15 protein-coding genes are annotated in these 18,780 nt (G+C 69.4%); 6 read left to right on the plus strand and 9 right to left on the minus strand.

The genetic code is table 11. The features are described from left to right. Nucleotides 1-100: 100 nt before the first annotated feature. The 5 genes from ACTWPT_RS41875 to pgsA all read right to left on the minus strand — a co-directional run bounded on the left by ACTWPT_RS41875 (nucleotide 101) and on the right by pgsA (nucleotide 4,386). Complete coding sequence (locus ACTWPT_RS41875) at nucleotides 101-1,114, minus strand: DUF3048 domain-containing protein (protein WP_443183092.1); 1,014 nt, start codon at nucleotides 1,112-1,114, stop codon at nucleotides 101-103. A gap of 62 nt (nucleotides 1,115-1,176) precedes the next feature. Next, nucleotides 1,177-1,707 (minus strand): hypothetical protein, encoded by a 531-nt coding sequence (locus ACTWPT_RS41880; protein WP_443183110.1) that lies wholly within the window; start codon nucleotides 1,705-1,707, stop codon nucleotides 1,177-1,179. Nucleotides 1,708-1,715: 8 nt separating this feature from the next. Beyond that, the gene (locus ACTWPT_RS41885) at nucleotides 1,716-2,846 is read right to left on the minus strand and encodes a glycosyltransferase family 4 protein (RefSeq protein ID WP_443183093.1); all 1,131 of its coding nucleotides are present in this window, start codon (nucleotides 2,844-2,846) and stop codon (nucleotides 1,716-1,718) included. After that, nucleotides 2,843-3,766 carry a phosphatidylinositol mannoside acyltransferase gene (locus tag ACTWPT_RS41890; RefSeq protein ID WP_443183094.1) on the minus strand — a complete coding sequence of 308 codons (924 nt, stop codon included), beginning with the start codon at nucleotides 3,764-3,766 and terminating at the stop codon, nucleotides 2,843-2,845. The genes ACTWPT_RS41885 and ACTWPT_RS41890 overlap by 4 nt, the downstream gene beginning before the upstream one ends. Then, entirely contained in the window at nucleotides 3,763-4,386 is a 624-nt protein-coding gene (gene pgsA / locus ACTWPT_RS41895) for a phosphatidylinositol phosphate synthase (RefSeq protein ID WP_443183095.1), read from the minus strand. The genes ACTWPT_RS41890 and pgsA overlap by 4 nt, the downstream gene beginning before the upstream one ends. A 145-nt stretch (nucleotides 4,387-4,531) precedes the next feature. Here pgsA and ACTWPT_RS41900 point away from each other — a divergent pair, with 145 nt between their 5' ends. The 3 genes from ACTWPT_RS41900 (at nucleotide 4,532) to ACTWPT_RS41910 (ending at nucleotide 10,774) form a co-directional block, all read left to right on the plus strand. After that, nucleotides 4,532-6,670, plus strand: coding sequence for an elongation factor G-like protein EF-G2 (locus ACTWPT_RS41900; protein ID WP_443183096.1), 2,139 nt, complete (start codon nucleotides 4,532-4,534; stop codon nucleotides 6,668-6,670). A gap of 156 nt (nucleotides 6,671-6,826) precedes the next feature. Next, nucleotides 6,827-8,413 carry a glycoside hydrolase family 10 protein gene (locus ACTWPT_RS41905; RefSeq protein WP_443183097.1) on the plus strand — a complete coding sequence of 529 codons (1,587 nt, stop codon included), beginning with the start codon at nucleotides 6,827-6,829 and terminating at the stop codon, nucleotides 8,411-8,413. A 225-nt stretch (nucleotides 8,414-8,638) separates the two neighbouring features. After that, nucleotides 8,639-10,774, plus strand: coding sequence for a hypothetical protein (locus tag ACTWPT_RS41910; RefSeq protein ID WP_443183098.1), 2,136 nt, complete (start codon nucleotides 8,639-8,641; stop codon nucleotides 10,772-10,774). On the opposite strand, the gene ACTWPT_RS41915 is transcribed toward ACTWPT_RS41910, so the two are convergent. Continuing rightward, nucleotides 10,730-11,260 carry an HIT family protein gene (locus ACTWPT_RS41915; RefSeq protein WP_443183099.1) on the minus strand — a complete coding sequence of 177 codons (531 nt, stop codon included), beginning with the start codon at nucleotides 11,258-11,260 and terminating at the stop codon, nucleotides 10,730-10,732. The two genes, ACTWPT_RS41910 and ACTWPT_RS41915, sit on opposite strands and share 45 nt — an antisense overlap. Before the next feature lie 77 nt (nucleotides 11,261-11,337). Between ACTWPT_RS41915 and ACTWPT_RS41920 the strand changes: the two genes are divergently transcribed. Both ACTWPT_RS41920 and ACTWPT_RS41925 read left to right on the plus strand, forming a co-directional pair. Continuing rightward, complete coding sequence (locus ACTWPT_RS41920; protein WP_443183100.1) at nucleotides 11,338-11,853, plus strand: Asp23/Gls24 family envelope stress response protein; 516 nt, start codon at nucleotides 11,338-11,340, stop codon at nucleotides 11,851-11,853. Between the two features lie 319 nt (nucleotides 11,854-12,172). Continuing rightward, on the plus strand, nucleotides 12,173-12,898 hold the full coding sequence (locus ACTWPT_RS41925; protein ID WP_443183101.1) for a PIG-L deacetylase family protein: 726 nt from the start codon (nucleotides 12,173-12,175) through the stop codon (nucleotides 12,896-12,898). 327 nt (nucleotides 12,899-13,225) lie between these two features. Here ACTWPT_RS41925 and thrS read toward each other — a convergent pair whose 3' ends face one another. The 3 genes from thrS to ACTWPT_RS41940 form a co-directional block, all read right to left on the minus strand. Then, on the minus strand, nucleotides 13,226-15,190 hold the full coding sequence (gene thrS, locus ACTWPT_RS41930; protein ID WP_443183102.1) for a threonine--tRNA ligase: 1,965 nt from the start codon (nucleotides 15,188-15,190) through the stop codon (nucleotides 13,226-13,228). Between the two features lie 64 nt (nucleotides 15,191-15,254). After that, nucleotides 15,255-15,851 carry a glycoside hydrolase family 25 protein gene (locus ACTWPT_RS41935; RefSeq protein WP_443183103.1) on the minus strand — a complete coding sequence of 199 codons (597 nt, stop codon included), beginning with the start codon at nucleotides 15,849-15,851 and terminating at the stop codon, nucleotides 15,255-15,257. Between the two features lie 39 nt (nucleotides 15,852-15,890). Then, the gene (locus ACTWPT_RS41940; RefSeq protein ID WP_443183104.1) at nucleotides 15,891-16,790 is read right to left on the minus strand and encodes a TIGR03564 family F420-dependent LLM class oxidoreductase; all 900 of its coding nucleotides are present in this window, start codon (nucleotides 16,788-16,790) and stop codon (nucleotides 15,891-15,893) included. Nucleotides 16,791-16,887: 97 nt separating this feature from the next. Here ACTWPT_RS41940 and pgm point away from each other — a divergent pair, with 97 nt between their 5' ends. After that, the gene (gene pgm / locus ACTWPT_RS41945; RefSeq protein ID WP_443183105.1) at nucleotides 16,888-18,516 is read left to right on the plus strand and encodes a phosphoglucomutase (alpha-D-glucose-1,6-bisphosphate-dependent); all 1,629 of its coding nucleotides are present in this window, start codon (nucleotides 16,888-16,890) and stop codon (nucleotides 18,514-18,516) included. The last annotated feature ends 264 nt before the right edge of the window (nucleotides 18,517-18,780 follow it).

Here is an 18,780-nt window from a genome sequence, read left to right on the forward strand (position 1 = left end):
CGGTCGGTAAGTTATCAAACCCATCGTAGGTCCTGGAGGACCCCTCACCCGACATGCCAACATGTCAGGATTTATCGCCTAAGTCGTTACACATCGACGATCAGGGGATGACGGGTTTGCGGCTGGCGAGGGCCACCCAGACCTGACCGGGGGCGAAGTTCATCGGCTCGCCGCTCTCAGTGGTGAACGTCGTGCCGCCCTTCTCCGATTCCCGCTCCCACTTCGCTTTGAAAGCTTTACCGTCACGCAGCACGATCGCCGAGCCCTTGCCCGTGGTGTGCACCAGCGGCGTGTAGCTGTCGTTCTTGTCGTGGAACTGCGAGCGCTCGGTCTTGGTGTACTGGATGACGATCGTCGGCGCGCCGAGCTGCCCGCCCTCGGCGGCCATGTCCTTCTTGCCGTCCTGCCAGATCATCCACATCTTGCGCTGCTCGGACCAGGCGAAGGTGAAGCGCGCCGCGGGCCACTTGACGGTGTACGCCTTCTTCTCCACGCCGCCCTCGGCCGGCGCGTCACCGAAGGTGAAGCCGACGTCCTTGGCCTTGCTGGCCTTGGGCGCCTTGGCCAGCAGCTGCTTGGTGTTGGCGAACAGGTTGTACGGGGCGAAGCGGCCCGGCTGCCGGAAGTACGCCCCCGGATTGCGGGTGTCGCCGACGTCGAACAGCGACGCCTCGGCGATCAGCGGCAACATCAGACTCTGCGCGCCCGAGTAGGAGAAGGCCGGCTTGCCGAACATCGGCACGATGTGCAGGTCGGAGATGCGAGCGCTGCGCACTGGGCCCACCTTGGCGGGCAGCTTGGAGGAGAAGATCGCCATGAGCCGGGTCAGCCCCGCCTCGACCTGCTCGATGTAGACGATGTCCGCGCTCTTCAGCCCCATCTGCGGCTTGCCGGCCGCGGTGTTCTCGATCTTCACGGCGAGCACCGGCTTGAGCGCCTCGTACGGCTGGCCGGTGAACGGGTGCGTCTCGGTCTCTGTGGGCTCCTCGCTCGGCGACGCGGTGGCGGCCTGAGGCACCTTGCCTGGGGCCGGCTCGTCCGACGAGCAGGCCGCGACAGGCAGCAGCACGGCCGCTCCGGCAAGTGTGAGCGTGATCATCCGGGGTAGCCGCACCTGCAACACTCCTCGCTTCAGCCCGAAAACCGGATGAAGCTTACTGGCTTCCCCAAATCAGGTCATTCAGTTGCCATAGTCGCAGGCGGATTGTCATCAATCTCAAAGAAATCGGGATATTCCGTGTGCCCCGCCAGGCGCAGGGTTCTGGCCAGCCAGCGGCGCTGGGCCGTACGGGTGACCGCCACCGCGTTGTTATAAAAACGACGCGAATAGACCACCTTGGTCACGGCCGTGTCGAGCTCCTCCAGCAGGTCGCGGCCGCCTGGCGACTCCGACAGCTTCTCCCTGAACCGCTCCTGGTCCACCGCCGCCCGCAGCGCCCGCGACAGGTCGCTCTCGGCGTGCTCGCGCTCCTCCGGCCCGGCGCTCCTGGCCTCATGGGCGGCCGCGGCCAGCACCAGCGACGTGGCCGGGTCCAGCAGGCGCGCGCCGGCCAGCTCCAGCACCACCGCCCGGCGCCGCATCAGCGCGGCGTCCAGCGACTCGCGGGCCAGCTCCAGGCGGATGTGCAGGCGGTCGAGCCGGCCGGCCCGCCAGGAGACGTACACGGCCATGAGCACCACGACGATGCCCACGATCAGGATGATCATGGTGGACGTCACAGGTCCTCCTCCACCCGGCCCGCGCCGCTCGTGGTGACCGTCTCGTACACGCGCACCACGTCCCGCGCCACCGTGGACCAGTCGTACTTCCTGACCGCCACCAGCGCCTCCGCGGCCAGCTTGGCCCGCCGCTCCGGCGCGTCGAGCAGCGCGGCGGCCTCGCGCGCCAGCGAGCCGGCGTCGCCGTTGGCGAACAACGCGCCCGCCTGGCCCTCGCCGAGCACCCTGCGGAAGGCCGGGATGTCGCTGGCCAGCACGGTGGACCCGGAGGCCATGGCCTCGGCCAGCACGATGCCGAAGCTCTCCCCCCGCGTGTTGGGCGCGCAGAACACGTCGACCGAGTGGTAGGCGCGGATCTTGTCGGTCTCGCTCACCATGCCCAGCACCGTCACCCGGTCGTGGAACCGCTTGGGCACCTGCTCGAAGACGTCTTTCTCGTCGCCGGGACCGGCGATGAGCAGCTTCACCTCCGGCCGCTCGGCCGCCAGGGTCGCGAACGCCTCCAGCAGGATCGGCAGGCCCTTGCGCTCCTCGTCCATCCGCCCCAGGAAGCCGAGCGTGGCGCCGTCGGGACCCCACCCGTCCAGCGGCTCGGCCTCGGTGTAGCGGGAGACGGTCACGCCGTTGGAGATGAGCACCGCGTCGCCGCCGAACTGCTCGACCAGGCTCTTGCGGGCCGCGTCGGAGACCGCGATGCGGCCGCTGAGCTTCTCCAGCGCGCTCTGCAGCAGCGGCTCGGCCACCGCGATGGCCCGCGAGCGCGACCACGACGCGTGGAACGTGGCCACGATCGGCCCCTTCGCCGCCCAGCACGCCAGCACGCCCAGGCTCGGGATCAGCGGCTCGTGGATGTGCAGCACGTCGAACCGGCCCGTGCGCACCCACCGCCGCACCCGCGCCGCCGACAGGAAGCCGAACGACATCCTGGCCACCGCCCCGTTGTACGGCACCGGCACCGCCCGCCCCGCTCCCGTCACATACGGGGGCAGCTCGTCGTCGTCGGCCGCCGGCGCGATCACCGACACGTCGTGCCCCTGCGCGATCAGCGCCTGGGCCAGGTCGTCGATGTGCTGCTTGACCCCGCCCGGCATGTCCCACGAGTAGGGACACACGATGCCCACCTTCATGGGAGGACCCTCTGGCGCGGCAGGTCCTCCAGCCAGAGGCGCTGCAACATGTGCCAGTCCTCCGGATGCTCGGAGATGCCCTTCTCGAACACGTCGGCCAGCCGCTGCGCCACCACCGCGACCTTCTCCTGCCGGGTGCCCTCCTCCGGGACCGGGATCTCCTCGTGGATGTGGATGCCCCAGTCGCCGTTCACGAAGTAGACGATCGCCGGCAGCAGCGCGGCCCCGGTCTGCACGGCCAGCAGCGGCGGCCCCGCGGGCACCTTCGTGGTGGCGCCGAAGAAACGCACCTCGACGCCGCTCTTGGTCAGATCGCGCTCGGCGGGCAGGCACACCACGCCGCCCTTGCGCACCCGGATGGCCAGCGAGGCGAAATTGTGGCCATCGCCGCCGGTCAGCGGCAGCACCTCCATGCCGAGCCCTTCGCGGAAGGCCACGTAACGGCGGAACAACGACTCCGGTCTGAGCCGTTCGGCCACGGTCGTGAACGGATGGCCCACGCCCACCAGCCAGGCGCCCGCCTGGTCCCAGTTGCCCATGTGCGGCAGCGCCAGCACGACGCCCCGCCCGGCCGCCACGGTGTCGTGGACGTGCTCGGCGCCGATGACATGCGTGCGCCGCACGATCTCCTCGGTCTTCATGGACGGCAGCCGGAAGACCTCGTGGAAGTAGCGGAAGTACGAGCGCATGCCCGCCCTGGTGAGCTCGCGCAGCTCCCGGCTGCCCGAGTCGAGGCCCGTCACCCTGGCCAGGTTGGACTCCAGCCGGCGCACCGACTTGCCGCGCCTGGCCCACACCCGGTCGGCCAGGAAGCTGAAGACGGCGGCCGTCGGGCGCTCAGGCAACAGCGGCACGAGCTTCCAGCCGGCCGCGAAGCCCGCGGCCACGACGCGATCGCCGAACGACGCCTTCTCGCTCATTTCTCCCTCGTCTGCCGGTAAACCGCCACCACCCGCTGCCCCACGGTGACCACGCTGGCCGCCGCCAGCAGCCACATCCCCACAGGCAGAATGTACGGCACGCCGAGCCCCGAGAAGCAGGCCGCGACCAGCGCCACGACCAGCCGTTCCGGCCGCTCGGCCAGCCCGACGTCGGCCGTGAGCCCGAGCCCTTCGGCCCTGGCCTTGGCGTACGACACCAGGGTCCCGGCGATCAGGCACACCAGCGTCACCGAGGCCATCAGCGTGTCCTGTCTGGACACGAAATACAAGATCAGCCCGGCGAAGATGGCGGCGTCGGCAACCCGGTCGAGCGTCGAGTCCAGAAACGCGCCCCAGGTGCTGCCCCCCTTCCCACCGAGCCGGGCCACCACGCCGTCGAGCAGGTCGAACAGCACGAAGAACGTGATCACGAGGGCCCCCAGGGTCAAGTGGCCCAAGGGGAAGAAGGTCAGGGCGGACACGACGGTGCCGAGGGTGCCGATCGCCGTGACGGCGTTCGGGCCGATCCCGCGGCCCACGAGGGCCCTGCCCAGTGGCGTGAGTATCCGGGTCATGGCCGGGCGCAGGAGTTTGAGCATCGCCGTCCGATCGTAGGCCATCACGGACCTGACAACTTTCTTTGCCCTGCCCCTCTTGTGATATCCGCCACACGGGTATTTGGTGAACACACCGCGTCCATGCGGTTTCTGTCATGCTTCCGCGCGGGCGCGGCGTTGGAAACAAACCGACGACGCGGGAGGCGACGTGGCGGAAAGAAACACGGGAGGCGCTGCAGGGGCCGCGGGCAGGGCACCCGCGGCCGACAGGGCGGATGCGATACGCAATGTCGTGCTGGTCGGCCACTCAGGAGCAGGTAAGACGACTCTCGTCGAGCAGCTGCTGGCCGCCACGGGCACTATTCAGCGCCCGGGACGGGTGGAGGACGGCAACACGGTCAGCGACTTCGACGAGGTCGAGGTCAGGCAACAGCGGTCGGTCAACCTCGCATTGGCGCCCCTGCTGCACAACGGAATCAAGATCAACTTTCTCGACACCCCCGGCTACGCGGACTTCGTGGGCGATCTGCGAGCCGGGCTGCGCGCGGCCGACGCTGCGCTGTTCGTGGTATCGGCGTCCGAGGGGATCGACGGGCTCACCCAGATGCTCTGGGAGGAGTGCGCGCAGGTCGGCATGCCGCGCGCGGTGGTGATCACCAAGATCGACCATCAGCGGGCCGACTTCGACGAGGTGCTCGCCACCTGCCAGGACGTCTTCGGCGACGGCGTGGCGCCCCTCTACCTGCCGGTGATCACCAACGGGCATGTCAACGGGCTGATCGGGCTGCTCACGGAGAAGTTCTACAACTACGCGACAGGCGCCCGCACCGAGAAGGAGCCCGGTGCGGAGTACGAGACGCAGATCGAGGAATACCGCGGCTCGCTGATCGAGGGCATCATCCAGGAGAGCGAAGACGAGACGCTCATGGAGAGGTACCTCGAGGGCGAGCCGATGGACACCAAGGTCCTCATCGAGGACCTGGAGAAGGCGGTCGCACGCGGCAGCTTCTACCCGGTGCTCTGCAGCGGGCTGGGCGTCGGCATGCACGAGGTGCTGGAGGTCATCACGCAGGGCTTCCCGTCGCCGCTCGAACACCCGATGCCGGAGATCACCGACCTGTCCGGCAAACCGGTCAAGGGCATCACCTGCGACGCGGACGGCCCGCTCGTGGCCGAGGTCGTCAAGACCACCAGCGACCCGTACGTGGGCCGCATCAGCCTCGTCCGCGTCTTCTCCGGCACGCTGCGCCCCGACATGACCGTGCACGTGTCCGGGCACGGCCTGGCCGACCGCGGCCACGAGGACCACGACGTGGACGAGCGCATCGGCACCCTGACCTGCCCGCTGGGCAAGCAGCAGCGCGGCGCGGCCAAGGGCATCGCCGGCGACATCGTGGCGGTGGCCAAGCTGTCGCGGGCCGAGACCGGCGACACCCTGTCCGAGGTCGAGCGGCCGCTGCTGATGACCGCTTGGGCCATGCCCGACCCGCTGCTGCCCGTGGCGATCAGGGCCAAGTCCAAGGCCGACGAGGACAAGCTGTCGCAGGCACTCGGCCGGCTCGTGGCCGAGGATCCCACGCTACGGCTGGAGAACAACGCCGAGACGCGCCAGCTCGTCCTGTGGTGCATGGGCGAGGCGCACACCGACGTGCTGCTCGACCGGCTGTCCAAACGGCACGGCGTGGAGGTCGAACGGATCGAGCTGCGGGTGCCGCTGCGCGAGACGTTCGGCGGCAAGTGCCAGGCCATGGGCCGCAACGTCAAGCAGACCGGCGGCCACGGCCAGTACGCGATCTGCCACCTCGAGGTTGAGCCCCTGCCGTCCGGCGGCGGGTTCGAGTTCGTGGACAAGATCGTGGGCGGCGTGGTGCCCCGGCAGTTCATCCCGTCGGTGGAGAAGGGCGTGCGGGCCCAGATGGAGCGGGGCGTCGTCGCCGGCTATCCGATGGTCGACGTGCGCGTCACGCTGTACGACGGCAAGGCCCACTCGGTGGACTCCTCCGACATGGCCTTCCAGATCGCCGGCCAGCTGGCACTGAAGGAGGCGGCGGCGAAGGTGCCGACCCTGCTGCTCGAGCCGGTGGACGAGCTCTCCGTGCTGGTGGCCGACGACCACGTGGGGTCGGTGATGTCCGACCTGTCGTCGCGGCGCGGGCGGGTGCTCGGGACCGAGCCCGTCGGCACCGGGCGCACACTGGTCAAGGCCGAAGTGCCCGAGCTGGAGATAACACGGTACGCCATCGATCTGAGATCCATGTCACACGGAACGGGCACGTTCACGCGCTCGTTCCTGCGCTACGAGCCGCTGCCGCCGAACCTGGCCTCAAAGGTGGCGACCCCGGACTGAGCCTCGGAAAAGAGGTCTCAGATGAGCTGAGGAGCCGGGAGGGAACCCTGTGGTCCCTCCCGGCCCAGCCGTGTTCTTTCATCACAAAGACATCACGACTTCATTTCGGTTTTTCGTACCGACCATCCCTGAGCAGATGTCACACTGGGTGGCATTATGCCAACTGGACGCCCACTCCTAGCTGCCGCTGCCCTCGCCGTCGTCACCACCACCGCCGCCTACGCGTTCGGCCCCGGTACGACCGAGAGCCCCGCGGCGAGCGAGAAGAAGACGACCACCGCCGCGGCACCCGTGACCGCCTGCAAGGCCGACGCCCGCTACCCGAAGCGCCAGCTCCGGGGCGTCTGGATCGCCACGGTCAAGAACATCGACTGGCCCTCGCGGACCGGGTTGTCCGCCGAGCGGCAGAAGGCCGAATACATCAAGATCCTGGACAGCGCCGCCCAGCGTAACTTCAACGCCGTCTTCGTCCAGGTGCGACCCGCCTCCGACGCGCTCTACAAGTCGTCGCTCGAGCCCTGGTCGCAGTTCCTGACGGGCACGGCGGGCAAGGATCCCGGCTGGGACCCGCTGCCGTTCCTCATCGAGGAGGCCCACAAGCGGGGCCTGGAGTTCCACGCCTGGTTCAACCCGTACCGGGCCTCCTACGACGCCGACGTCGCCAAGCTGCCCGCCAACCACCCCGCCCGGCAGCATCGGGACTGGACGGTCAAGTACGGCGACCGCCTCTACTTCAACCCGGGCCTGCCGCAGGTGCGCGAGCATGTCGTCAAGGTCATCACGGACGTGGTGGACCGCTACGACGTGGACGGGGTGCATTTCGACGACTACTTCTACCCGTACCCGGGCGAGGGCGGCCAGTTCAACGACCAGGCCGCCTTTACAAAGTACGGCAAGGGCAAGAGCCTGGCCGACTGGCGGCGCAACAACGTCAACACGCTGGTGGCCGAGGTGGACCAGGCCATCCACGAGCGGAAGAACCACGTCAAGTTCGGCATCAGCCCGTTCGGCATCTGGCGCAACAAGTCGAATGACCCGTCCGGGTCCAACACCAACGGCATGTCCGCCTATGACTCGATTTATGCGGACGCGAAGGCCTGGATCAAGTCGGGCACCGTCGACTACGTCATGCCACAGCTCTACTGGCCGCGCGGCTTCAAGGCGGCCGACTACCAGGAGCTGATGCCGTGGTGGTCCAGCGCGGTCAAGGGCTCCGGCGTGCACCTGTACATCGGGCAGGCCCTCTACCGGGTCGGCGCCACGGACGACAAGGCCTGGACCAAGCCGGGCGAGATGTCCGCGCACCTGACGCTCAACCGCAAGCACAACCAGGTGGACGGCGACGTCTACTTCAGCGCCAAGCAGCTGCTCACCAACCCGCTGGGCGCGATGGACCGGGTCGCCAAGGAGCACTACGGCCGCCCCGCCCTGCTGCCGCTCATGAAGGACCGCGGCGGCCAGGCCCCGGCCCAGCCGGCGGGGGCGAAGGCCGCCCAGCCGGCGGGAGCGAAGGCCGCAGGCTCGACGCTGTCCTGGACGCCGTCGGCGGGGGCCCGCGCGTACGCGGTGTACCAGGCGCCGAAGCCCGGCGAGGACTGCCAGCCCACGGACGCCCGCAACCTGGTCGCGGTCGTCTCCGACCCGTCGTACGCGACCACGGCGCCGGGGACCTACCTGATCACCTCGCTGGACCGCCTGCACAACGAGAGCAAGCCGGTCACGGTGAAGGTGGACCCGGTCTGACCACACCGCCACGGCGATGACCAGGCGCCGCACGAATACAGTGCGGCGCCCCAGCCGGCAGGCGCTCCCAGCCGGGCGCACCCACCGCCGCAAACGCGTCTCCCGACGCCCGACGTTGCCTCGGCACACCCTCGGTTCATGAGAGGGTAGTCGGGACTTGTGGCGCCTGGAGGCGACCGTCCTCTACCGTGCCACCGACATCATCGATCGCGGGAGGTCATCGGGGTGAGGCGCGCGGTAGTCGTGCTGGCCGTGCTGCTCGGCCAGCTGCTGACCGGCCTAGGGCTGTTCGCGGGGGCGGCACGAGCTGAAGACGGCGCCGATCGAGTGGCGCGGGCGGACTACAGCACCGGACCAGCAGCGGAGGCCCGCGGCCAGACGGGCCGGGTGGCGCTCATCGGGGTGTCCGGGCTCCACTGGAACGACCTCACCCAGGCCGACACCCCCAACCTCTGGGACCTGGCCGCATCCAGCGCGATCGGCTCGCTGTCCGTCCGCACCGTCGGCAACGTGACCTGCCCCTACGACGGCTGGCTGACCGTCTCGGCGGGCACCAGGTCGGCCGTCGGCTACGGCTGTGGCGCGCCCCCGATGCCCGAGCAGCAGGGCGAGGGCGCCGCCATCCCCGACTACCGCTACCTCATCGACGTGGCCGGCCAGCGTTACGCCGGCACCCTCGGAGAGTCGCTGAAGGCTGCCGGACAGTGCTCGATCGCGATCGGCCCGGGCGCCGCACTCGGGCTGGCCGACCGGCAGGGCACGGTTCAGCACTACCACAGCTCGCCGCTCCAGGTCAGGACCGCCGACCTGGAGAAGTGCCGGATGATCGCCATGGACGTGGACGACCTCATCCGCCCCTACCTGACCGGCGACCGGCTGCCGAAGGTGCCTGACCAGCTCACCCCCGCCCAGCGGCGCACCGCCCTGCGGCTGGCCGACGCCAAGGCGGGCGCGCTGCTGTCGGTGCTGCCCTCCGACACGACGGTGCTGCTCGCGGGCCTGTCCGACCACGGCTCCGTACCCCACCTGAGGGTGGCCGCGCTCCGTGAGCCCGGCGCGCAGGGCCGCCTGCTCGGCGCCGCCTCCACCCGCCGCGAGGACATCTCGATCCTGCCCGACCTGACCACCACCGCCCTGACCAAGCTCGGCGTGGCGGTTCCCAGCACCGTCGTGGGCCTGCCCATGCAGGCCGGGGAGCACGGCGCCACCATCGAACACCTCCAGCGCGCCGATGCCACCGCTCAGACCATGCGCTCGGCGAAGGGCCAATACTTCACCGCCCTCGCGGTCCTGCAGGTCCTGTTCTACGTGCTGGCCTTCGTGCTGCTGCGCCGCCGCAAGCAGTTGCCCTGGGTACGCGCGGCGGCGACGGCGCTGGCGGCCCTGCCCGTCACCTCGTTCCTGGTCAACCTGCTGCCGTGGTCCACGCATCTGGAGCTGTTCGGCGGCATGCTGGCCTGGTGGGCGACGATCACCGCACTGGCGCTGGCCGGGCCCTGGCGACGCCGGCCGCTCGGGCCGCTGGCCGTGGTCGCCGGCGTCACCGCGCTCACGCTCGCCGGCGATCTGCTGACCGGCACGACGCTCCAGCTCAACAGCTTCATGGGCTTCAGCGCCGAGCAGGGGGCCCGCTACTTCGGGCTCGGCAACATTCCGTTCGCGCTGTTCGCCACCGGCACGCTGCTGACCACGACGGTGATCGCGCACCGCTGGCCGGGAAAGGTGGGCCTGGCCGCGATCGTGGGGCTCGGCGCGGCCGCGATGGTGCTCGGCGGGTCCGGGCTGGGCAGCGACTTCGGCGGCGTCATCGCGTTCGTGCCGGGCATCGCGGTCACCGCGCTCATCCTGTCGGGCCGGCGGGTGTCGCTGCTGACGCTGGCGTTGTTCTGCGTGGCCGGCGGCGTGATCGTGATGACGTTCGCCTGGATCAACTACTTGAGGCCGGCCAACGAGCAGACGCACCTGGGCAGGTTCGTGGGCCAGGTGCTGACCGGCGAGGCGCTCGACGTCATCTGGCGCAAGCTGCAGGCCATGCTCGGCACACTGCTCAACCCCAACCTGATGCCGATCGTCATCGTGGCCGTGGCGTTCCTCGTGTACGCGATCCTGCGGCCCGAGCAGGCCTCGGCCGGTGTGGTGCCGGCGGCGTTCGAGCACTCCCCCGCGCTGCGGGCCGGGTTGATCGGCACGCTGGTCAGCGGCGTGGTCGGGATGCTCGTCAACGACTCGGGCGCGGCCGTGCTATCCATGGCGCTGGCGCTGGCCATACCCCTGCTGCTGGCCACCGGCATCGGCGTGCTGACGCGGCGGGAGCAATCAGCCCCAGGCGTCGGCGAGCAGCTGACGCGTGTCGCGAAGTAGCTGAGGCAGGACCTTGGTCTGGGCGACGACCGGCATGAAGTTCGTGTCGCCGCCCCACCGCGGGACGACGTGCTGGTGCAGGTGCGCGGCGATGCCCGCGCCCGCCACGTGGCCGAGGTTCATGCCTACGTTGAAACCCTGCGCGCCGCTGGCCTTGCGCAGGGCCCGCAGCGACTTCTGCGTGAACTCCCCCATCTCGACCAGCTCGTCCGGGCTGAGCTCGTCGTAGTCGGACACGTGCCGGTAGGGGACGACCATCAGGTGGCCGGAGTTGTACGGATAGAGGTTGAGCACCGCGTACACGCTCTCACCCCGGGCCACGATCAGGCCCTCCTCGTCGCTCATCTTGGGGATCGCGTCGAACGGGCACCCGTCGTCGGGGCCGGTGCCGGTCGGCTTGTTCTCACCCTTGATGTAGGCCATACGATGCGGGGTCCAGAGACGGTCGAAGTTGTCCGGAGCCCCTGCCCCTGCCTGATCGTGCATAACTAGCAGCATAGGACCCCGGACAAACGGGATGCTCTTCCGGCACAATCCTGAACACCCGCTTACAGGAGGCCGCGATGAGCGACGCTTTAGTCGAGCATTCCGTACAGCCCGGCGAAGCCGAGCATTCCGAACCGCCCACCCCCAGCCCCGTCCCTGAGCCCGCTCCGCCCTACCCGTCCGGCGCGACGGTCAAGGGCCGGATCAAGGTCGCCGACGAGGTGGTGGAGAAGGTCGCCGCCCTGGCGGCCCTCGAAGTGGCCGGGGTCGCCGACATGGGCGGTGACCTGGCGCGTGCCTTCGAGTCCGTACGCGACCGCATCGGCATCGGCTCGCGGCGCGGCACCCAGGGCGTCAGCGCGGACATCCAGGACCGTCAGGTGGCGGTGAGCCTGACGATCGTGGTCGAGTACGGGCATGTGGTGATGGAGGTCGCCTCGGAGGTCAAGATGAACGTGGCCAGGAGCGTGAGCCGGATGCTCGGCATGCGCGTCGTGGAGGTCAACGTGACGGTGGACGACGTCCGTCTCCCGGGTGAGGGCCGCCCCGCCCGCACCGAAGACCCTCCCGCCGACGACGCCATGGCCCCCTGACCCCCGACGGCGCAGCACGGGCGCGCCACAGGCACGCACTCACCCGGCGGGCACGCCGCACGCCGCCCAGCCACACGGCATGGCACCTCACAGGCACACGCCACAGGCCGTGCCCGCCGGCGCCACACGACGGGCGCGCCACACGACGGGCGCGCCACACGGCGGGCGCGAAGTGTGGCCGGCCATTGGCCGTATTTCGTCCAGCGGGTGTGACGGCCTGGCAGAGGCGACGGACGGTGGGCGCGGCGGCGGCGTCCCCGAGCCAACGGCTGCCCTCCCCTCGTTTCGCATCCTGCCCGTGCTGCCTAGGGTGTGAGCCATGACAACCGATCAACTCGAGCCCATGCCGGACGACTGGCGACGCGCCCTGGCCATCGTGGCCCACCCCGACGACCTCGAGTACGGCTGCGCATCCGCGATCGCCACCTGGACCGACGCCGGGCGTCAGGTCGCGTACGTGATCGCCACGAGGGGGGAGGCGGGCATCGACACGCTCGAACCCGGCAAGAGCGGTCCCGTGCGCGAGCGTGAGGAGCGGGCCAGCGCCGCCGTGGTCGGGGTGAGCAGCGTGGAGTTCCTCGACCATCCGGACGGCGTCATCGAGTACAGCACCGCGCTGCGCAGGGACATCGCCGCCGCCATCCGCAGGCACCGCCCCGAGCTGGTGATCACCTTGAACCCGGATGACACGTGGGGCGGCACCTACTGGAACACGCCGGACCATCGGGCGGTGGGCAGGGCGGTCCTGGATGCCGCCGGCGATGCGGGCAATAGGTGGATATTTCCGGATACTGATGCGGAGCCCTGGAACGGCGTCCGCTGGGTCGCCGTAGCCGGCACCGACTCCCCCACCCATGCCGTGGACGTCACCGACGGGCTGGAGCGCGGCGTGCGGTCGCTCATGGAGCACCGCGCGTACATCGAGGCACTCAACGACGAGGACCCCGAGACCTACGCCCGCGACCTGATCGAAGGCTTCGCCCGGCAGGAGGCGGAGCGCTTCGGCGGCCGCCCTGCGGTGACATTCCGCCTATTCACCTGGTAACTCGACTCCGCCCGGCAACTCCGACAAATCCGGAATCGTCTGCGACGGCCTGCGGATCTTGCTAAGGTCTCATGCCCTGCGGTCGATGGTTCCCGCAGGCACTGCCGACCGGGCGCGTCATGCTATGGTTACGTTGTGTGATGGACGGGGTCCAAGGCACCGGGCAACCGGGAAACGGCTCATGGCCCGCTATCGGCCATCACTCCATCGCGGGCGGCATGCCGCCCGGGGCGTAGTCAACCGCCCAGACGCTACGGTCGTCCGGCAGCCAGCCGGAAGTCGCGAGAGCAAGCCCCCTCCCCCCAGGCGGGTGTGCAGTTGATGTCGTCAGACCTGGACGCGCCGCTCCACGGCGTTGACGATCTCGCCGATCGCCTCGTCCACCGGCACGCCGTTCTTCTGCTCCCCGCTGCGGTAGCGGAACGAGACCGCCCCATTGGCGATGTCGTCGTCACCGGCCAGCAGCATGAAGGGGACCTTGGCCTTCTGCGCGTTGCGGATCTTCTTCTGCATCCGGTCGTCGGCGGTGTCCACCTCGATCCGGATGCCGCGCTCGGCCAGCTTCTTCGCCACGTCCTGCAGGTAGGACACGTGCGCCTCGGCGATCGGGATGCCCACCACCTGCACGGGCGCCAGCCAGGGCGGGAACGCGCCGGCGTAGTGCTCGGTGAGCACGCCGAGGAAGCGCTCGACGGAGCCGAACAGCGCCCGGTGGATCATGACCGGGGTCTGCCGTGAGCCGTCCGCCGCCTGGTATTCCAGGCCGAAGCGCTTGGGCTGGTTGAGGTCGAGCTGAATGGTCGACAGCTGCCAGGTGCGACCGATCGCGTCCTTGGCCTGCACGGAGATCTTCGGCCCGTAGAAGGCCGCCCCGCCCGGGTCGTCCACCAGCGTCAGCCCCGACTCCGTGGCGACCTGGCGCAGGGCCGCGGTGGCCTCCTCCCACTCCGCGGGGTCGCCGATGAACTTCTCCGACTCGTCGCGGGTGGACAGCTCCAGGTAGAAGTCGGTCAGGCCGAAGTCACGCAGCACGCTGAGCACGAACCTCAGCAGCGACTTGATCTCATCGGCCATCTGCTCCCTGGTGGTGTAGATGTGCGCGTCGTCCTGCGTCATGCCGCGCACGCGGGTCAGCCCGTGCACCACGCCGGACTTCTCGTAGCGGTAGACCGACCCGAACTCGCACAGCCGCAGTGGCAGCTCCCGGTAGGAGCGCCCGCGGGACCTGTAGATCAGGTTGTGCATCGGGCAGTTCATCGGCTTGACCCGGTATTCGATGCCCTCCAGCTCGAAGGCCGGGAACATGTCCTCGGCGTACCAGGGAAGGTGCCCGGAGGTCTCGAACAGCGACGACTTGGTGATGTGCGGCGTGTTGACGAACTCGTAGCCCGCCTCGGCCTGCCGCCTGCGCATGTAGTCTTCCATCTCCTTGCGGATGATCCCGCCCTTGGGATGGAAGATCGGCAGGCCGCTGCCCAGCTCCGGCGGGAAGCTGAACAGGTCGAGCTCGACCCCGAGCTTGCGGTGGTCGCGCTTCTCGGCCTCTTCCAGCAGCTTGAGGTATTCGTCCTGCTTGTCGCGGGACTCCCACGCGGTGCCGTAGATGCGCTGCAGCTGCGGGTTCTTCTCGCTGCCCCGCCAGTATGCGCCGCCGGCGCGCATGAGCTTGAACGCCGGGATCGACCGGGTGGACGGCACGTGCGGGCCGCGGCACAGGTCCTTCCACTTGAGCTCGCCGGTCTTGGCGTCGAGGTTGTCATAGATCGTCAGCTGCCCGGCGCCGACCTCGACCGACTCCTCGTCCGCGGCGCCGCCTTTGAGGCCGATGAGCTCCAGCTTGTACGGCTCCGCGGCGAGCTCCTCGCGCGCCTCCTCGTCGCTGACGGGCCGGCGGGAGAACAGCTGCCCCTCCTTGACGATCTCCCGCATGCGCTTCTCGATGCGCTTGAGATCGTCGGGGTGGAACGCCTGCTCGACGTCGAAGTCGTAGTAGAACCCGTTTTCCACGGGGGGCCCGATGCCCAGCTTGGCCGCGGGGAACAGCTCCTGCACCGCCTGCGCCATGACGTGGGCGGTGGAATGGCGGACGATGGCCCGGCCCTGCTCGCTGGCGGCCTCGATCGCCTCCACCACGTCACCCTCGGTCAGGACGTGGGCCAGGTCGCGCGGCTCGCCGTTGACCCGGGCGGCGACGACCGTGCGGCCGTCGGCCTCGAGCGCCTCACCAGCCGTCGTGCCGGCCGCGACCACACGCTCGGCTCCGGCGAGGGTGATGCGTAGCTCGGCTGACACGGTGACTCCTTGGGATCGCGCCCCGGCGCACGCGCCGGCGCTGCTTCGGTGGTGAACACCGATGCTATCGCGGGTGAAAGCCCAGCTTTGTCAGCTCCTTGCGGGTGCCGTGGAAGACGTTGCGGTCGATCGGGCTGTTGACGTACTGGTGGATGGTCCAGTCCCGCCACGGCCTGGGCACGAGGGGCTGGCCGCGGGGCCGCTCCGGGTGGGCGATCCAGAGCGGGTATTCGGCCAGGCCCGCGCAGTTTCCGCGGTTCGCGAACGAGTAGTACGTGTACACGAACGGCCGCACCCGGCCGTGCCGCTCGACGAAGTGGCACCAGCGGCGGGCGAACCTGGCGACCTGCTCAGGACGCAGACCGTCGTCCTCCTCGAGATCGAGCGCGAGCAGGTCGCCACGGCGCAGCCCGCCCGCCGCCCTGATCGTGGCCAGGAAGTGGCGGGCCTGCTCGATGGGGTCGCCTTTGGGCCTGGCGAAGTGGTACGCGCCGGACACCATCCAGGTCTCGCGCATGCCATTCCAGTTGCGCGTGAACCACTTGTCGGTGTAGTCGCCGCCCTCGGTGGCCTTGGCGAAGGCGAAGGCCACCCCGGCTTCCGCGTGGCCGGTCCAGTCGACGGAGCCCTGCCAGTTAGACACGTCTATGCCCTGCAGCACGCCCTTCACCTTGCCGGATTTTATTGAGATGTCTACCGATCAGCCCCGCGCCGCGCCGATTAGCAGGTTCCGTGTGCGTTCCTTGTTGCTGAACACGGAGCCCACGAAGTCGGTCACCCCGGCCTGCTCGAGTTCTTCGAGCTTGGCCAGCACGGCCTTCTCGTCGCCGACGATGGCCACGTTGCCGGGGTTCGCCGCGCCTTCCCTGTCGAGCATGGCACGGTAGGACGGCAGTTGCCCGTACACCGCGAAGATCTCGTTCGCCCGGTTGACGGCGGCGTCGGGGTCGTCGGTGACGCAGACGGGCAGCGCGCAGACGATGCGCGGCGCCTCGCGGCCCGCTTCCGCCGCGGCCGCCGTGATCGTGGGCGCGACATGCTCGGCGACGGTCTTGGGCCCGGTCATCCACAGGACGGTGCCGTCGGCCACGGTGCCGGCCAGTTTGAGCAGGCGCGGGCCTAGCGCGGCCACCAGCACGGGGAAGCCCGCTCCCGGCGTGGTGAGCTTGAGGTTGGCCTTGAGCGTCTCACCCTGATACTTGACGTGCTCACCCCGGCTGAGCGGGATCAGGATGTCGAGATACTCCTTCATGTGCCGGCCAGGACGCTCGAAGTCGTAGCCGTACATGCCCTCGATCACCATCTTGTGCGACAGCCCGATGCCGAGCGCGAGCCGCCCGCCGAGGGCCGCGTTGGCGGTCATGGCCTGCTGGGCGAGCACGGCCGGGTGGCGCGGGTACGTCGGCACGACGGCGGTGCCGAGTTCGATGGCGGGCGCCTGGGCGCCGGCGGCGGCCAGGGCGGTGATCGCGTCGAGGCCGAAGATGTTGGAGAGCCAGGCCGAGGTGAAGCCGTCCTCCGCCGCCTGCGCGATCTGGTCGCGGAGCCCGCCGATGGGGTCGGGGCCCTTGGGCTCGGTGAGGTAATACCCGTAACGCATAGTAACAGAACTCCGTTCTGGTGACTGACGCGAATGTACCTTCCCACGCCGCCGTGCGCTCATCCGCTGGACGGGCCGCATTTGTAAAGTGGCCTACATGACCCACGAACGCGCGGGACAGCCCGCTCAGCCCGCCGACCTGGTCGACGTCGCCCGGCTGGTGACCTCCTATTACGCCCTGCATCCCGATCCCGAGGAGGTGGGGCAGCGGGTAGCGTTCGGCACGTCGGGGCACCGGGGGTCCTCGTTCAACACGGCGTTCAACGAGGACCACATCCTTGCCACCAGCCAGGCCATCTGCGAATACCGGCGCGAGCAGGGGTCGGATGGACCGCTGTTCGTGGGCATCGACACGCATGCACTGTCGGAGCCCGCGCGCGTGTCGGCGCTGGAGGTGTTCGCGGCCAACGAGGTCGAGGTGCTGATCGACACGCGTGACGGCTACACGCCCACGCCCGCCGTCTCCCACGCCATCCTGACGCACAATCGGGGGCGGACGTCCGGGCTGGCGGACGGCGTCGTGATCACGCCGTCGCACAATCCGCCGGCGGACGGCGGGTTCAAGTACAACCCGCCGCACGGCGGGCCGGCCGACACCGACGCGACCTCGTGGATCCAGGACCGGGCCAACCGGCTGCTGAGCGACATGAGCGCCGTGCGGCGGATCCCGTACACGAAGGCCTTGGACAGGGCGGGCAGGTACGACTTCCTCGGCTCGTACGTGGACGACCTGCCGTCCGTGCTGGACCTGGACGCGATCAGGTCGGCCGGGGTGCGGATCGGGGCCGATCCGCTGGGCGGGGCGAGCGTGGCGTACTGGGGGGAGATCGCCGAGCGGCACGGCCTCGACCTGACCGTGGTGAACCCGCTCGTCGATCCGACGTGGCGGTTCATGACGCTCGACTGGGACGGCAAGATCCGGATGGACTGCTCGTCGCCGTACGCGATGGCGTCGCTGATCGCAAATCGGGACAAATACGATATTTCCACCGGAAACGATGCCGATGCTGACCGCCACGGCATCGTCACCCCGGACGGCGGGCTGCTGAACCCCAACCACTATCTCGCCGTCGCCATCTCCTACCTTTACACCCACCGCGACGTCTGGCCGTCGGACGCCGGTGTCGGCAAGACCATGGTCAGCAGCGGCATCATCGACCGGGTCGCGGGCGCGCTGGGACGGCGGCTGTACGAGGTGCCGGTGGGCTTCAAGTGGTTCGTGCCCGGGCTGCTGGACGGGTCGCTGGGGTTCGGGGGCGAGGAGAGCGCCGGGGCGTCCTTCCTGCGGAGGGACGGGTCGGTGTGGTCGACCGACAAGGACGGGATCATCCTGGCGCTGCTGGCGTCGGAGATCCTGGCCGTGACCGGCAAGTCGCCGAGCGCGCATTACCGGGAGCTGGTGGGACGGTTCGGCGAGCCGGCGTACGCCCGGGTGGACGCGCCGGCTACGCGCGAGGAGAAGGCCGTCCTCGGGAAGCTGTCCGCCGAGCAGGTGACGGCGTCGTCGCTGGCAGGCGAGCCCATCACGGCGGTGCAGACGTCGGCCCCGGGCAATGGGGCGTCGCTGGGCGGGGTCAAGGTCTCGACGGAGAGCGCCTGGTTCGCGGCGCGGCCTTCGGGGACGGAGGACGTCTACAAGATCTACGCCGAGTCCTTCCGCGGGCCCGACCATCTGGTCAAGGTCCAGGAAGAGGCCCGCTCCTTGGTCTCCGCCGCCCTCGGCTGACCCCGCCGCAGGTGTCCGGCGACGCCCGGTTCCGCGGGCAGATCATCGAGGCGATCCAGCGTCTCCGTCACCACGTCGATGGCCTCCGGCCGTGTGCCCGGCCCGGCACACGGTGCCCGCCCCTGCCCTGAGGGGAGCGGACAGACATCCCTGGAGCCGGAATGTCAAGCGGCGAGGTCGTGTTGCCGGTGTGACCATGCGGTTGCTTGGTCGTAGTGGGTGTGGGTTTTGAGGCATCCGTGGAGGATGCCGACGAGCCGGTTG

It is taken from the genome of Nonomuraea sp. 3N208, from assembly GCF_052245935.1.
Lineage (GTDB): Bacteria > Actinomycetota > Actinomycetes > Streptosporangiales > Streptosporangiaceae > Nonomuraea.

Excerpts from the sequence above, each read along its gene's own strand:
- ACTWPT_RS41880 (WP_443183110.1), bottom strand. The coding sequence starts at position 1,707 with ATGATCATCCTGATCGTGGGCATCGTCGTGGTGCTCATGGCCGTGTAC.
- ACTWPT_RS41885 (WP_443183093.1), bottom strand. The coding sequence starts at position 2,846 with ATGAAGGTGGGCATCGTGTGTCCCTACTCGTGGGACATGCCGGGCGGG.
- ACTWPT_RS41890 (WP_443183094.1), bottom strand. The coding sequence starts at position 3,766 with ATGAGCGAGAAGGCGTCGTTCGGCGATCGCGTCGTGGCCGCGGGCTTC.
- pgsA (WP_443183095.1), bottom strand. The coding sequence starts at position 4,386 with ATGGCCTACGATCGGACGGCGATGCTCAAACTCCTGCGCCCGGCCATG.
- ACTWPT_RS41905 (WP_443183097.1), top strand. The coding sequence starts at position 6,827 with ATGCCAACTGGACGCCCACTCCTAGCTGCCGCTGCCCTCGCCGTCGTC.
- ACTWPT_RS41915 (WP_443183099.1), bottom strand. The coding sequence starts at position 11,260 with ATGCACGATCAGGCAGGGGCAGGGGCTCCGGACAACTTCGACCGTCTC.
- ACTWPT_RS41920 (WP_443183100.1), top strand. The coding sequence starts at position 11,338 with ATGAGCGACGCTTTAGTCGAGCATTCCGTACAGCCCGGCGAAGCCGAG.
- ACTWPT_RS41925 (WP_443183101.1), top strand. The coding sequence starts at position 12,173 with ATGACAACCGATCAACTCGAGCCCATGCCGGACGACTGGCGACGCGCC.
- ACTWPT_RS41940 (WP_443183104.1), bottom strand. The coding sequence starts at position 16,790 with ATGCGTTACGGGTATTACCTCACCGAGCCCAAGGGCCCCGACCCCATC.
- pgm (WP_443183105.1), top strand. The coding sequence starts at position 16,888 with ATGACCCACGAACGCGCGGGACAGCCCGCTCAGCCCGCCGACCTGGTC.